General features: G+C 66.1%; 9 protein-coding genes. 6 read left to right on the plus strand and 3 right to left on the minus strand.

The genetic code is table 11. The features are described from left to right. Positions 1–128: 128 nt before the first annotated feature. Together ACZ1JV_RS23350 and ACZ1JV_RS23355 are read left to right on the plus strand one after the other, a co-directional pair. Positions 129–998 carry a helix-turn-helix domain-containing protein gene (locus tag ACZ1JV_RS23350; RefSeq protein ID WP_465150728.1) on the plus strand — a complete coding sequence of 290 codons (870 nt, stop codon included), beginning with the start codon at positions 129–131 and terminating at the stop codon, positions 996–998. Between the two features lie 64 nt (positions 999–1,062). Continuing rightward, the gene (locus tag ACZ1JV_RS23355) at positions 1,063–2,679 is read left to right on the plus strand and encodes a SulP family inorganic anion transporter (RefSeq protein WP_465150729.1); all 1,617 of its coding nucleotides are present in this window, start codon (positions 1,063–1,065) and stop codon (positions 2,677–2,679) included. Between the two features lie 161 nt (positions 2,680–2,840). Here ACZ1JV_RS23355 and ACZ1JV_RS23360 read toward each other — a convergent pair whose 3' ends face one another. From ACZ1JV_RS23360 to ACZ1JV_RS23370, 3 genes are all read right to left on the minus strand, one after another. Then, on the minus strand, positions 2,841–6,230 hold the full coding sequence (locus ACZ1JV_RS23360; protein WP_465150730.1) for a glycosyl hydrolase: 3,390 nt from the start codon (positions 6,228–6,230) through the stop codon (positions 2,841–2,843). Between the two features lie 97 nt (positions 6,231–6,327). After that, positions 6,328–7,620 carry a sugar isomerase gene (locus tag ACZ1JV_RS23365; RefSeq protein ID WP_465150731.1) on the minus strand — a complete coding sequence of 431 codons (1,293 nt, stop codon included), beginning with the start codon at positions 7,618–7,620 and terminating at the stop codon, positions 6,328–6,330. A gap of 81 nt (positions 7,621–7,701) precedes the next feature. Continuing rightward, the gene (locus ACZ1JV_RS23370) at positions 7,702–9,825 is read right to left on the minus strand and encodes a bifunctional rhamnulose-1-phosphate aldolase/short-chain dehydrogenase (RefSeq protein ID WP_465150732.1); all 2,124 of its coding nucleotides are present in this window, start codon (positions 9,823–9,825) and stop codon (positions 7,702–7,704) included. Positions 9,826–9,935: 110 nt separating this feature from the next. Between ACZ1JV_RS23370 and ACZ1JV_RS23375 the strand changes: the two genes are divergently transcribed. From ACZ1JV_RS23375 to ACZ1JV_RS23390, 4 genes are all read left to right on the plus strand, one after another. Continuing rightward, positions 9,936–11,351 (plus strand): FGGY-family carbohydrate kinase, encoded by a 1,416-nt coding sequence (locus tag ACZ1JV_RS23375; RefSeq protein WP_465150733.1) that lies wholly within the window; start codon positions 9,936–9,938, stop codon positions 11,349–11,351. Continuing rightward, positions 11,351–12,496 carry an FMN-dependent L-lactate dehydrogenase LldD gene (gene lldD, locus ACZ1JV_RS23380; RefSeq protein ID WP_465150734.1) on the plus strand — a complete coding sequence of 382 codons (1,146 nt, stop codon included), beginning with the start codon at positions 11,351–11,353 and terminating at the stop codon, positions 12,494–12,496. The genes ACZ1JV_RS23375 and lldD overlap by 1 nt, the downstream gene beginning before the upstream one ends. 26 nt (positions 12,497–12,522) lie before the next feature. Beyond that, positions 12,523–13,599: an L-rhamnose/proton symporter RhaT gene (gene rhaT, locus ACZ1JV_RS23385; RefSeq protein ID WP_465150735.1), complete on the plus strand. Its 1,077-nt coding sequence runs from the start codon at positions 12,523–12,525 to the stop codon at positions 13,597–13,599. 70 nt (positions 13,600–13,669) lie between these two features. Next, positions 13,670–14,443: a DeoR/GlpR family DNA-binding transcription regulator gene (locus ACZ1JV_RS23390; RefSeq protein WP_465150736.1), complete on the plus strand. Its 774-nt coding sequence runs from the start codon at positions 13,670–13,672 to the stop codon at positions 14,441–14,443. Positions 14,444–14,569 lie beyond the last annotated feature (126 nt).

Below are 14,569 nucleotides of genomic sequence, written 5' to 3' on the forward strand. Positions count from 1 at the left end.
CTTCTCCCGATCGGGTGCGCCGCTGGGGCCACCGCAATACTTGCCCTTGGATTGACACCGCGGCGGTTCTGGCGGAATGCACCGGACGGCCATTGTTCAGGTACTTTCAGGACAAACCCGAGTCGGTCATGCCCACCTCTCGCCCCGTTCCCAGCTACGTCCTCTACGGTGAGGAGATCGCCGAAAGCCTAGCGGAATTCGGACATATCGAGACGATTGCGGCGCGAAGTTCCTTGCACGACTGGGAAATTGCCCCGCATCGCCATGTCCGCGGCGTGCAGGTCATGCTGGTATCGAAGGGACAGGTGACGCTCACCATCGACGATACGACCGAGACTCTGGAAGCGCCCTGCCACATCGTCATCCCCGCCGGCAGCATCCACGGTTTCCGCTTTCGGCCCGAGACGGTCGGCTATGTGCTGATGCTCAGCAGCGGTTTTGCGGAGCGGCGCAGCGGAGCGGGCGATCCACTGCTCCACGCCGCGACCCACGGCCGTTTCGCATCGACGCCGCTGGAAATATTGGGGCGGATCGAATTTCTCTGCGCCGAGATGCTCGCCATCCCGCAGGACTGGCGACGGCCGAATGCGCTGTTCCTGTCGATGGCGGAGGCGCTGCTGCGCTCTCTGCTGCCAGAGGAAGAAGCAGCGGACGACGGCAGCGGCGACCAGCGCATTTCGCATTTGCGCCATCTGGTCGAACTGCACTTTCGCGACCAGTTGCCGGTGGGCTGGTATGCGGAGCGGCTGGGCATGACCACGCGCACTTTGACCCGCCTCACCCGCGCGCGCCTGGATTGCACTCCGCAAGACATGCTGCACGCCCGGCTGGCGCTGGAGGCGCAGCGGCTGCTCTGCTTCGCCAATGCTAGCGTGGTGCAAGTGTCCAACGAATTGGGCTTTTCGGACCCTTCGTACTTCTCGCGCTTCTACCTGCGGATGACCGGGCACCGGCCGCATCTGGACAAATCCACCCACGGCCACACGGCAGAAGCCTGATTTATTCCGCTTCTGCATCGGGTTAAGATGGATGTCCGAGAGAGATGAAAGGCGCATTCCCGCGATGAGCAAACCCGTCTGGCGCGATGGACTGACCGGGCTGGCCATGGCCGGGCTGATCCTGCCGGAAAGCGTCGCCTATGCGGAGATCGCCGGCCTTGCGCCCGGCCGCGCGCTGGCGGCGGCGATTGCCGGGGGACTGGCCTATGTGCTGGTGGGGCGCAGCCGCTTCGCCGTGGTTTCCCCCACCTCCTCCGCCGCCGCGATCCTTGCCGCGACGCTCGCCAGCCTCTCCGCCACCGGCCCCGCGCGGGAGGGGCTGGCGACGGTGCTGGTGGGCATGACCGGGCTGATCTTCCTGCTGCTGTCGCTGCTGCGGCTGGGGAGCCTTGCCAGCTTCGTCTCGCGCCCGGTGCTGCGGGGTTTTGCTTTCGGGCTCGCGATCACCATCATCGTGCGGCAGTTGCCGGCGATAGCGGGCATCTCGGTGCCATCGGGCACGATCTTCACGGTTCTAACCGGTCTCGCAGGGCGGGTGACGCAGTGGCACGTGCTCAGTTGCCTGCTCGGCATGGCGACTTTGGCGGTGCTGCTGGCGCTGCGCCGGATGCCGCAGATTCCCGGCGCGTTGATCGTATTGGTCGCTGCCGTCGCGCTAGGGGCCGCAGTTGACCTGCCCGCTCATGGCATCGCCATCGCCGGACCGGTCGGGCTGGAATGGCCGGACAGCGCATGGCCGTTCTCCACCACCACGCTCTCGCACCTTATCCAGCTTGCCGCGCCGATTGCGCTGATCCTCTTTGCCGAAAGCTGGGGCACCATGCGCACGCTGGCCCTGCGCCATGGCGACGCGCTTTCGGCCGATCGCGAACTGGCCGCCATCGGCACCGCCAACCTCGCCTCCGCATTGGTGCAGGGAATGCCGGTGGGCGCGGGTTTCTCGGCCGGATCCGCCAACGAGGCAGCCGGCGCATCCAGCCGCTGGGCGGCGACGGCGGCCAGCCTTGCGCTGCTGGCGATGGCGCTGTTCGCTTCCGGCTGGATCGCGCGCATTCCGCAGCCGATGCTGGCGGCCATCGTCATCGCCGCGCTGACCCACGCGCTTTCGCCGGGGCCGCTGCTGCGCCTGTTCCGCATCCGCCGCGACCACTGGATCGCGCTGGCCGCCGTTCTGGGCGTGCTGACTTTGGGCGTGCTCAACGGCATGTTGCTGGCGGTGGTGCTATCCATCATGCACATGCTGTACGAACTGGCGAACCCGTCGATCAGCGAACTGGGCCAGCTGGGCGACGGGCATGAGTTCGTCGATCTCACGCGCCATACGCAGGCGCATCGGCTGCCGGGCGTCGTGATTTTCCGGCCCAACGGCCAACTCGTCTTCGCCAATGCCGAGACGGTGCTGGGCACGATCGCCCGCCGCGCTCGGGCCAGCGCCGCGCGAGTGGTGGTGCTCAGCCTTGAGGAGAGCAACGATCTCGACAGCACCGCCATCGAGGTTGTCGCCGAGTTCACGCAAGCTTTGGAGAAAGCCGGCAAGCACGTGATCCTCGCCCGCGCGCATGACCGGGTGCGTGATGTGCTGGCGGCGGCGGGATGCGATGTGCTGGCGGAAGGGTCCACGTTCAGCGTGGCGCAGGCGGCGCGGCGCGCGGCGGAGGTTTCGGGTTTAGGCTCAGATTGAGTGATACCTCAAAGACCAACCGATAGCTCAAAACAAAAACACGTCGCCCCCGCGTAGGCGGGGGTCCCGCTTTCTTCTTCAGCCTATCGCCGACACGCAAGAAAGCGGGGTCCCCGCCTACGCGGAGACGACGTGGTGTTTTAAGGGACCGTCTGCCGGGTCTACTTCCCGCCTTCCAGCACCACCGGCCCGATCAGACCCGTGGGCCGCAAAGGCGCATCCGCCTTGTAAGTCGGCATCGCACTCCAGGTGATCGGCTTGGCGCCCGGCTGGGCATCGCCGATCAGGCGGTTCACCCAAAGATCGGCCACCTTCACCTCGATGGTATTGGCGCCCTTCTTCACCGCCTTGCCGATGTCGATCCGGTAAGGCGCATGCCAGACCGCGCCGACCAGTTGGCCATTCACCCGCACTTCGGCCAGATCGCCCACCTGCCCAAGATCGAGCCACAGCGGCTGCCCCGCCTTGGCCCCCTTCGGCAGCGTGAAGCTGCGCGCATAAGTCGCCTCGCCGGAAAAGTACTTCACGCCCGGATCGCTGCTTTCGTTAAGCGGCGCCAGTTTCGCCATCTGCGCAGAGGCAGGCGCGCCGCGATCGGCCTGGAAGCGCACCGTCCAGCCATCGTCTAGCGAGGCCAGCTTTTGCACCGGCTTGGCCGGCAGGGTCAGGCTCTGCTGCGTGGCCGCCTTGCGGAACACCACGAAGACGGCATCGTCCGTCACCAGCGACAGCGGCACCACCGTCTCGCCATTCTCGATCCGGTAGCTGACCGGCTCGGCACTGCCGGTTTCGGGGTGCCACAGTTCGGGCACCTTGCCGGTGACGCGGAAGTGCGCCTCGATCGTCTGCGGCGTCGCCTGCGGGTTGGAGAGGTAGTAGATCTCCCCCTGCCCGTCGCGACGGTGGACGAAGGGGATTTTCGCCCCTGCCGCCGCCCCGGTGAAGCGGAAGTCCGGCGCGACGCTCATGGTCGCCAGCGCGCTTTCCACGTCTTTGCCCGCAATCACGCGGCCCTTGCCAACCGTCGCATCGCCGCTGCCCGGCCAGAGCTTCGCCACCAGCGCGGACCATTCCGCGTCCTGCGCAGCCATTCGGCTGGGCGTCGAGACCGGCGCATTGCCAATCACCGTCGCACCGCCTTCGACCAGCGCCGCCAGCTTCTTGAGCGCCCCCAGCGTCATGCGCTGCGAGGATCCGCCAAGGTAGATCGCCCGATAGCGTGCACCACTGGGTGCGACGACTTCGTTTCCGTCATTGGACAGCAGCCCGGTCAGCGCATCGTAGCTGAGGAAATCGTAGGCATGCGAAACCGGCGCATCGGCCACCGGCTTATCGCCGTAAAGCCCGGTCAGCGGCGCTTCCTCGCCATAAAAATAGGCCACATCGGCCACGTTCCGCCCTTCCTGAAGCAGCAGTGAGGAGCGCGAGATGTAGTCCACCCAGGGCTTGGCCATCTCGCCCCAGCTTTCCATCCGGTTGAAATACTGGCCGAAGATGAACAGCGAGAGGCCCGGCTTCTTGTCATCCACCGGCACGTGGACCGATGTGTGCACCACCGGCCGGTTGACGCCGGTGATGAACTCCAGATCGATGATCCGCTTCAGGTCCTTCGGCGCGAAGTTCCACGGATTGAGCGCCGCGGTCATCGATTCCGCTGCCACCAGATTCTGCCCGTAGAGGTGCGCGACCGAAGCCGCGCCCTTGATGTCGGCCAGATAGCTGGGGTTCGCCCCCTGCTCGCGCGAGTGGGTCCACATCGCCGCCATCGGCACATCGGTGTGGCTGCGCATGGTCATGTCGTCGCCCAGCGAGGGACGATGGTCCTCCAGCGCCTCTCCATAGACTTTCAGGCCATTCTCATGCGCCACCTTGGCAACGGTGCCGTAGTGTTCGCTGGCCATCAGGTCCGCCAGAGTGCGGCGATAGTCGTAGAGGAAGCGGTCGCTGTCCTCGCGGCTGCCGATCAGGGTGCCGGTGATCGCGGGCAGCCACGGCGTGGGATCGTAACCGCGCAGGCGCTTGAACTGCTCCACCATCTTCGGCGTCCAGTTGGCGGCGCCGACTTCGATCGAGTCGGTCAGCAATGCGCGCACGCCGCGCTGGCCCACCATGTCCGCCCCGGCGGCATCCTTGTACATGCCGAGGTAGTGATCGAGGTAGCGGCGCACCGCGTCGCCATCGAACTTGTCCACCTCAAGCCCGGTCGCCTCGGGCGGTGCGGGATGGTTGGTGGTGCCCAGCAGCGAATAGCCCATGCGGATCACGCGCCAGTTGCCGGCAGGCGGCGTCCAGTCGAGCGTGCCGTCTGCGCGCATCTTGCCGGTAAGGTCGATCACTTTCGCCGCATCGGGGCCCTTGGCGCCGTCGGCCGGATTGGCCAGCGCATAGTAGTCATGCACGGTGGCATAGCCGGCCTTAAGCTGCGACTGATCGATCACCGCCTCGCCCGAAAGCCGCAGGTCCACCAGCCGGAACGGCATTTTCGCGGCCCCGCCCATCATCGCACCGAAGTCCATGGCGATGCCCGGTGCGGGCGCACCCATGTTGGACATCGACGGCGAAAGCGGCGTCAGCACCACGCGGAACTGGCGCGCGGTGACCGGCGCGAAAGCGATGGTGGTGGGCACCTGCTCGACATGGAAATCGGCCACCTTGCGCCAGGTCTTGCCGTCGTCGCTGGCTTCGAGGCTGGGCGCGACCGAAGGCCCGCCGAACATCTGCCGCGCGCCAGGCAGGAAGATCGAGGCGGAGCGGATCGTCTGCGGCTTGGCGTAGGAAAGCAGGATCGCGCTGGGATTGTCCGGGGAGCCGTGCGGCACATCGATCCCGGTGTTGAGGTTGCCGTCGCCGATGGCCTGACCGTCGATCGCGGTGCCATCCGCCATCGTCGCGCGCGGCATCACCAGCGCGGGGGTCGCCATCGGCACCGCCAGCACGGCCACATCCTGATAGTGCTGCGGTGGCTCCTCACCCTTCTTGCCGGAGATCATCTCCTCGATGCTCCTGCCCATCGGCAGGTCCTGATAGGGCCCGGTCGAGACCGGCGGTGCGGTGAGCTTGCCAGCGAAGCGCTTGCCGCCGGTGACTTCCGTCTCGCTCCAGACCAGCTTTTTCAGGCCATCCTCGGGCTTGACCCAGGGCCCGCCGGTTTCGGACCAGCCGGGCGAGGCCGCGATGGCCAGTTCCAGTCCCTGCCGGTCCGCCTCATGCGCGGCGAAGCGGAAGGCGTCCTTCCACTCGGGCGTCATGTAGACGAGGCGGTGATCGACCACTTGCGGCGTCTGCAGATTGGCATCGAAGTTCTGAAGCCCGCCGATGCCGACGCGCTTCATCCACGCCATGTCCTTGGCGATGCCGTCCTTCGAGATATTGCCGTTCATCCAGTGCCACCAGACGCGCGGGCGGGCGGAATTGGGCGGATCGCGGAACTGGTCTTCCAGCGGCGCAGCAGCGGTATCGGCAGAAGCAGGCGCCTGCTCTTGCGCGATGGCGGGAACGGCAACAAGTGCGGTGGCAACGCACAGCAGAGTACGCAGCGTGTGGATCGGCATAGTCCCTCCCGGATCCAGATGGTTGTGATTTTTCGCGCAGTGGCGATGCCGGGAGGGCTTTTGCCCTTCCCGGCGGCAGTTCAGGTATCGAGGCGGATCAGACGATCCCGGCGCCCAGGCCCACGGCCTTGCGTTCCTGCGCCTTGCGGTCGCGCCAGCGGCTTTCGCGGTAGACGCCCAGCACGTCCGCCGCGCCGCCCGCCTCCACGCGCGCCTTGGCGAGGATCGGGGCGACATCGACGTTGTAGGCCCGGCGCAGCGCCTGGAAGGCCATCATCGTGTCGTTGGCTTCCTGCGCCAGATGCAGCGCCTCACGGTCCACCAGCAACGCCTTGGCATAGCAGGAGCCGATGGCTTCGGCGGACGAGAGCATGGACTCGATCGGATCGGTGACGTTGTGCGACTGGTCGATCATGTAGGCGGGGCGGAAACCGTCACGCGGCGCCAGTTCCGCCTCGACCAGTTCGTTGAACACCAGGAAAAGCTGGTGCGGGTTGATCGAACCGGAATCGAGATCGTCGTCGCCGTACTTGCTGTCGTTGAAGTGGAAGCCGCCCAGCTTGCCGAAGCGGTGGAGGCGGGCCACGATCTGCTCGATATTCACGTTCGGCGCATGGTGGCCAAGGTCGACGAGGCACTTGGCCTTGGGGCCCAGTTCCTGCGCGGCGAGGATCGAGGAACCCCAGTCGCTGATGACGGTGGAGTAGAATGCCGGTTCGAACATCTTGTGTTCCAGCAGCATCCGCCAGTCATCCGGCAGCGCGGCATAGACTTGCGCGGCGGCATCCAGATAGCGGTCGAGGCTGCGACCAAGGTCCTGCTGGCCGGGGAAGTTGGTGCCGTCCCCCACCCACACCGTCAGGTCGGTGGAGCCGAGCTGCTTGCCGATCTCGATGCATTCGATGTTGTGTTCCACCGCCTGCTGACGCGTGGCCTCGATGGTCGAGGAAAGCGAACCGGTGGCGTAGGTATGCGCCTGATCCTTCTGGTCCTGGAACGTGTTGGAATTCACCGCATCGAAACCGAGGCCAAGGCTGGCGGCCTCCTCACGCAGCGCCTTGTAATCGCTCACTTTGTCCCACGGGAAATGCGGCGAGACGCGCGGGGTCAGGCGCGAAAGCTGGTTGATGACGGCGCAGTCTTCCAGCTTTTCGTGAATGGTGGTCGGCTCGCCTGCCAGCGGGAACTTGGCGAAACGGGTGCCGCCCCGGCCCGCGCCCCACGAAGGTACGGCGACCGAGAAACCGGCGACTTTGTCCTTGATCGCATCGATGGCGATGCCCGAACGTTCCAGCTTGCGACCGAGCGAGGCGTATTCGTCCTCCAGCGCATCCGCCGCGCGGGCGTTGGCTTCGGCGATCAGCTCTTCGGAAATCGGCAGTCTGCTCATTCTTGTATCCTCTTCCGCATCCGGCACCGCAGTACCGGAAAAGGGGAATGCGCCGGTTCGCACATTCCCCGAATAGACCTCTTAGCGCGTGAACGCCTGCGCGTTACCCGCATCGACATTGATCATGTTGCCGGTGGATTTCGCCGACTGGTCGCCGGCCAGGAAATAGACCGCCTCGGCAATGTCCGAAGGCAGCACGTCGCGCTTCAGCATCGAGCGGTTGCGGTAGTGCTCTTCCAGTTCCTTGCCGGTATCGATGCCGTGGGCGCCCGCGCGTTCCTTGCGCCAGTCGCCGTCCCAGATCTTGCTGCCCTTGATGACCGCATCGGGGTTGACCACGTTGACGCGAATACCGTGCGGCGCGCCTTCCAGCGCCAGACAGCGCGCAAGGTGGTTCGCCGCCGCCTTGGCAGAGGCATAGGCGGAGGCATTGGTGGCCGCCGCCACGCCGTTCTTCGAACCGATGAACACCACCGAAGTGCCGCCCTGCTCCTTCATGCCCTTCAGCAGCGGCCATGCGGCGCGGCTGGTGAGGAAGTAGCCCTGCGCCAGCACGTCGTAATTGCGGTTCCACAGTTCGATCGTGGTCTCCTCGATCGGGGCCGAGGAGGCGATACCGGCATTGGCGACCAGGATATCGAGCCCGCCGAATTCCCGCGCCGCCACGGCGAAGGCCTCGGAGACTTGCGCTTCGTCGGTCACGTCGCAGACGGCGGCGTGGACAACGTCCTTGCCGAACTGCTTGGCGAAACCGGCGCGGACTTCCTCCACGGCACCCGCATCGCGGTCGGCCAGGAGCACGCAGGCGCCGTCCGCCATCAGGCGCGCGGCGGTGGCGGCGCCGATGCCGCCCGCACCGCCCGTCACCAGCGCCACGCGGCCGACCAGCGGCTTGGGCGCGGGCATGCGCTGGAGCTTGGCTTCCTCAAGCAGCCAGTATTCGATGTCGAACGCTTCCTGCTCGTCGAGCGCGATGTAATCGCCAATCGCCTCGGCGCCGCGCATCACGTTGATGGCGTTGCCATAGAATTCCCCGGCAAGGCGCGCGGTGGTCTTGTCGGTGGCGAAAGTGATGCGGCCCACGCCCGGCACCAGCACGACCACCGGGTTGGCATCGCGCATCGCCGGCGAGTTAGCCCGCTTGCAGCGCGTGTAATAGGCTGCGTACATGTCGCGATAATCGGCAATCTTCTGCGCCAGGTAGGCATCGTCCTGAAGACGCGCGGGATCGAGCGTCAGGGGAGCGATCTTGGTGCGCAGGAAGTGATCGGGGCACGAGGTGCCGAGGGCGGCAAGCCGCTCGAACTCGGCCGAGTTCACGAATTCCAGCGCTTCGGCATCGTCCGAAAAATGGCCGACCTTACGCCGCGCCCCGGTCATCTGACTGCGAAGGCGGGGCATAAGGTCGGCAGCAATGGCCGCGCGGTCCGAGGAGGAGGAATGGACCGCACCACCGAAAGCAGGTTTTTCGGAAAGCTTCGCGTTGAGGTAGTTCGCCGCATCGGCGATCAGCTCTACGGTATGTTCGTAGCAGGACTTGGCGCTGTCCGCCCAGCAGATGATACCGTGACCGGCGAGCATGACGCCCTCGACGCCGGGGTTGGCCGCCACATAGTCGCGCAGCATCACGCCCAGCGTGTAGCCGGGGCGCTTCCAGCCGAGCCAGCCGATCTTGCCGCCCCAGATTTCCTTCGTCGCCGCCTCGCCGCCCGAGCTGGCAGCCAGCGCGATGATCGCATCGGGGTGGACGTGATCGACATGCGCGAACGGCAGCAGCGAGTGCAGCGGCGTATCGATGGAGGCAGCGCGGCCGTTCAGGTTGAACGTGCAGTGCGGCAGGAAGCCGACCATCTTGTCGTCATCGTCCGGCCCGCCGTAGTGCTTTTCAAGGCCAAGCAGCTTGTGCTGGTAGAGCGTGGCGAACCCGTCCAGCTTCATCGAACCGATGTCACCGCCCGAACCCTTCACCCACAGCACTTCCACCGTCTCGCCGGTCAGCGGGTCGATCTCTTCCAGCTTGGCGGAGGTATTGCCGCCGCCGAAATTGGTGACGGTCAGGTCCGAACCGAGCAGGTTCGAACGGTAGAGCAGCAATTCAGCGGGGGAGAGCGTGGCTGCAACCGAGTCGTCCCAGCGGCTGGAGGGGACCGAGAAGGGAAGCGCGGCGCTGAGAGCCGCCGGTTTGGCCGGTGCGATAGTGTCCATGGGCATCCTCTAACGAAACCTCTTTTCAGGTTCAATCTGATTCGATACTAAACGATCAAATCCAATCAAACAACACCATGTTCAAGCATGGCGACAAACGGGCAGAGAGAATGGCAGGAAGCGGCACTTTCATTGTCGTCGATATTGGCAAGACGCTCAGCAAGCTGACGCTGTGGACGCGCGACGGGCGCATGATCGACCGTCAGGTGCGGCCCAACATGCCTTGCGAAGTCGACGGCGTGCGCTGCCTGGATGCCGCAGGAATTGGCCAATGGCTGCGCGCCACGCTGCGCGGCTGGTCCGGCCATCCGGTGGAAGCGCTGATCCCGGTCGCCCACGGCGCGGGCTTCGCCGCGCTTGATGAAGAGGGCCTGCTGTTCCCCCCGCTCGACTACGAACAACAGGTCCCCGCTGACGTCATGGCGGCCTACCGCAAGGAGCGGGACCGATTCGTGCTGACCGGATCGCCCGCCCTGCCCGATGGCCTGAACCTTGGCGCGCAAGTCTACTGGATGGCGCAGCGTCATCCCGAGGCCATGGAACGCGCGACGCTGGTGCCTTGGGCACAGTATTGGGCGTGGTTCCTCTCCGGCGGGCTTGCCAGCGAAGTGACCAGCCTTGGCTGCCACAGCGACCTCTGGTGCCCGGCAGATGCGCGCTTTTCGCCGATGGCGGAGCGGCTAGGCTGGGCGGAACGCTTTGCGCCGCTTGCCAAGGCCAGCGATGTCGTCGGCACCCTACGCCCTGAAATCGCCGCCGAAACCGGGCTTCCGGCCAGCGCCAAAGTGCTGGCGGGCCTGCACGATTCGAACGCCGCCCTGCTCGCCGCGCGCGGGTTTGCCGAGATCGCCCGGCAGGAAGCGACGATCCTTTCCACCGGCACATGGTTCATCGCCATGCGCCTTGCGGCAGAGCCGTTCGCGATTTCCGCCTTGCCCGAGGCGCGCGACACGCTGGTCAATGTCGATGCCTATGGCTGGCCGGTGCCCTCCGCCCGCTTCATGGGCGGGCGCGAGATCGAATCGGTGATCCAGATCGACACCCGCCGCGTCGATATCCGGCCCGACCAGCCAAAGCTGATGGAGGCCGTGCCCGCCCTGCTGGAACGCGGCACGATGATGCTGCCCACACTCGCCCCCGGCTTCGGCCCCTTCCCCGACGGCAAGGCCGAGTGGATGAACCGGCCGGAGGAATGGGCCGGCACCTGGTATGCCCGCCGCGCCGCGATCTGCCTCTACGCGGCGATGGTCGCGGATACCTCGCTGGATCTGATCGGATCGAAGGAGCGCCTGTTGATCGAAGGGCGCTTCGCCGATGCCGAAGTCTTCGTGCGCGCCCTCGCCGCGCTGCGGCCGGACACCAAGGTCTATGTCGCCAATGCCCATAACGACGTCTCGTTCGGTGCCTTGCGGCTGATCAACCCGCTGCTGCAGGCGCAAGGCGGCCTTCGGCGCGTCGAGCCGCTGGAAGGCCGCCTTGAAGCCTACCGCGCGAAGTGGCGCGAACACCTGCGGGAACCTGCCTGATGATCACTGCCTCGATCCCCGATTTCCGCGAGGCCGCGCGCCGCCGCCTGCCGCGCTTCCTGTTCGAGTATATCGACGGCGGCTCCTATGCCGAGGAAACGCTGCGCCGCAACGTGTCGGACCTTGCCGGCCTTGCCCTGCGCCAGCGTGTGCTGCGCGACGTTTCCGCGCTGGACCTCTCGACCGAACTGTTCGGCCAGAAGCTGGCCCTGCCCGTCGCCCTTGCCCCCATCGGTCTGGCCGGGCTCAATGCGCGGCGCGGCGAATGTCAGGCAGTGCGTGCGGCGGACAAGGCGGGCATTCCTTTCACGCTCTCCACCGTGGGCGCCTGCACCATCGGCGAAGTGGCGGCGGCTGCAGCCAAGCCGTTCTGGTTCCAGCTCTACATGATCCGCGACCGCGCCTTCATGAAGGACCTGCTGGCGAAGGCGGTGGAGGCCGGCTGCTCCACACTGGTCTTCACGGTGGACATGCCCGTGCCCGGCAGCCGTTACCGCGACTATCACACCGGCCTAGCCGGCACCGGCGGCCTGAAAGGCGCGGCGTGGCGCTTCGCCCAGGCCGCCGTGAAGCCCGACTGGGCCTGGGACGTCGGCATCAACGGCCGCCCGCACACTTTGGGCAATGTCGCGCCAGTGCTGCAGGGCAAGACCGGGATCGAGGATTTCTTCGCCTGGATGCGCAACAATTTCGATCCCTCGATCAACTGGCGCGACCTCGATTTCATCCGCTCCGAATGGAAAGGTCCGCTGGTTATCAAGGGCATTCTCGATCCGGAGGACGCCAAGGAGGCCGCCGCGCTGGGCGCGGACGGGCTGGTCGTTTCCAACCACGGCGGCCGCCAGCTGGACGGCGTGCTGTCCAGCGCCCGCGCACTGCCGCCGATTGCCGATGCGGTGGGAGACCGGATGACGGTGCTGGCCGATGGCGGCATCCGCTCCGGCCTCGACGTCGTGCGCATGCTGGCGCTGGGCGCGAAGGGCGTGCTTCTGGGCCGTGCATGGGCCTGGGCGCTGGGCGCCGGCGGCGAAGCGGGCGTGACCAAGATGCTCAAATTGATCGAGGCCGAGATGCGCGTCGCCATGGCACTGACCGGCACCACGAAAATCTCCGAGATCAACCGCAGCTGCCTTGCTGACACATAACGACAAGACGAGAGGATAACACACCGATGGGAGGCAATCCGGCGCTCGGCGTCGTGTTTCACTGGCTGGGCGGCTTTGCCTCGGCAAGTTTCTACGTGCCCTACAAGCGGATCAAGCTGTGGTCCTGGGAGATTTTCTGGCTGGCCGGGGGCATCTTCTCGTGGCTGATCGCGCCGTGGGTCTTCGCCTCGCTGCGGACCGAGGACCTGCTGGGCGTGCTCTCCGCCACGCCGACTTCCACGCTACTGTGGTGCTGGTTCTGGGGCGTGATGTGGGGCTTCGGCGGGCTGACCTTCGGGCTGACCATGCGCTACCTCGGCCTCTCGCTGGGCATGGCGGTGGCACTGGGCCTGACCACGGTGATCGGAACGATGGGGCCGCCGATCTTCCACGGCACCATCGGTGAAATCGCCAGCCGCACCAGCGGCCAACTGACCCTGCTGGGCATCCTGATCACGCTGGTGGCCATCGTCGTCGTCGCACGGGCGGGGCATTCGAAGGACAAGGATCTGGGCGGAGCGGCATCGGAAGGCGTCGCCGAGTTCAACTTGCGCAAGGGCCTGCTGATCGCGGTATTTTCCGGCGTGATGTCGGGTTGCTTCGCTTGGGGTCTCGACGCCGGCCAGCCGATCCGCGACCTTACCCTCGCCGCCGGAACCGATCCGCTGAGCCAGGGTCTGCCGGTGCTCTGCGTGGTGCTGGCGGGTGGGCTCACCACCAACCTGATCTGGTGCGCCCTGCTGATCCGCCGCAACCGCAGCTTCGGGCAGTTCTTCGGCGCCAGCAACGCGGAAGGCGGTAACGCCCGCGCGCCGCTGCTGGCCAACTATCTGCTGGCCGCGCTGGGCGGGACGCTATGGTACTTCCAGTTCTTCTTCTACACGATGGGGGAGAGCCAGATGGGCCGCTACGGCTTCTCATCCTGGACGCTGCACATGGCGTCGATCATCCTGTTCTCCACGCTCTGGGGCTTTGCGCTGAAGGAATGGCGCGGCGCCAGCACCCGCACGCGGACCATGGTGCTGACCGGCATCGGCATGCTGCTGGGTGCAACGATCGTGATCGGCGCAGGCAACATGCTCGATGCCGGTGGATCGATTTGATGGATTTTGAGCGAAATTGGCGGCATGGGGGTTGCCGAGAGGCCGCCCCCTCTTTGGCGACAGGGTAACGATGCATTCGACCGAGCGTGAAAGACTGATCCTCGAAGCCCTGCGGCCCACCGGCTTCGTGACTTATCGCGATCTGGAAGCGCAGCTTGCCGCCTCACCGGCGACGATCCGGCGCGACCTCTCGCGACTGGAGGAGGAAGGCCAGCTGCTGCGCGTACACGGCGGCGCCAAGCTGCCGGAGGAACGCGCTGACCGCCAGCCGGGCCTTGCCGGCACGCCGTTCGAACAGTCGATCACCCAGCAGCTTCCCGCCAAGCAGGCGATCGGCAAGGCCGCCGCCGCGCTCTGCCAGCCGGGTGAGGCGATCATGCTCGACGGCGGTACCACCACCTTGCAGATGTGCACGCATCTGGACGGGCTGGACTGTCAGGTGCTGACCAATTCGCTGCACATCGTGCAGGCCCTGCTGACTCAGCCGGGCACGCGCGTATTGCTGCCATCGGGCACGGTTTTCCGCGAACAGAACATCGTGCTTGCCCCGGCTGGCGAAGATTCGATGCCGCGCTTCCACGCACCCAAGCTGTTCATGGGCGCCGCCGCCGTCGGGCCGCAGGGGGTGATGCAGCAGGACGTGATCCTCGTCGCCGCCGAGCGCCGCTTCATGGACCGGGCCGAGGAAGTGATCCTCCTCGTCGACAGTTCCAAGTTCCGCTCCTCCTCCGGCGCGATCGTCTGCGGGCTGGACGAGGTGGACGTGGTGGTCACCGACGCCGGCATTCCCGAGGATATGGCCGAGCGGCTCAGGGAAGCCGGGGTTCGGGTTGTGGTGGCGTGAGGCCACAATCCTCCCCTGCAAGGGGAGGTGGCAGCGCGAAGCGCTGACGGAGGGGTGTCACCGCCGGCGCGGATACCCCTCCACCATGCTTCGCATGGTCCCCCTCCCCTTGCAGGGGAGGAACCG

Source organism: Novosphingobium sp. BL-S-19 (genome assembly GCF_055521675.1).

Bases quoted from the DNA above. Each gene is read 5' to 3' on its own strand.
- ACZ1JV_RS23370 (WP_465150732.1), bottom strand. From the start codon at position 9,825: ATGGACACTATCGCACCGGCCAAACCGGCGGCTCTCAGCGCCGCGCTT.
- lldD (WP_465150734.1), top strand. From the start codon at position 11,351: ATGATCACTGCCTCGATCCCCGATTTCCGCGAGGCCGCGCGCCGCCGC.
- ACZ1JV_RS23365 (WP_465150731.1), bottom strand. From the start codon at position 7,620: ATGAGCAGACTGCCGATTTCCGAAGAGCTGATCGCCGAAGCCAACGCC.
- rhaT (WP_465150735.1), top strand. From the start codon at position 12,523: ATGGGAGGCAATCCGGCGCTCGGCGTCGTGTTTCACTGGCTGGGCGGC.
- ACZ1JV_RS23375 (WP_465150733.1), top strand. From the start codon at position 9,936: ATGGCAGGAAGCGGCACTTTCATTGTCGTCGATATTGGCAAGACGCTC.
- ACZ1JV_RS23360 (WP_465150730.1), bottom strand. From the start codon at position 6,230: ATGCCGATCCACACGCTGCGTACTCTGCTGTGCGTTGCCACCGCACTT.
- ACZ1JV_RS23355 (WP_465150729.1), top strand. From the start codon at position 1,063: ATGAGCAAACCCGTCTGGCGCGATGGACTGACCGGGCTGGCCATGGCC.
- ACZ1JV_RS23390 (WP_465150736.1), top strand. From the start codon at position 13,670: ATGCATTCGACCGAGCGTGAAAGACTGATCCTCGAAGCCCTGCGGCCC.
- ACZ1JV_RS23350 (WP_465150728.1), top strand. From the start codon at position 129: ATGCCCACCTCTCGCCCCGTTCCCAGCTACGTCCTCTACGGTGAGGAG.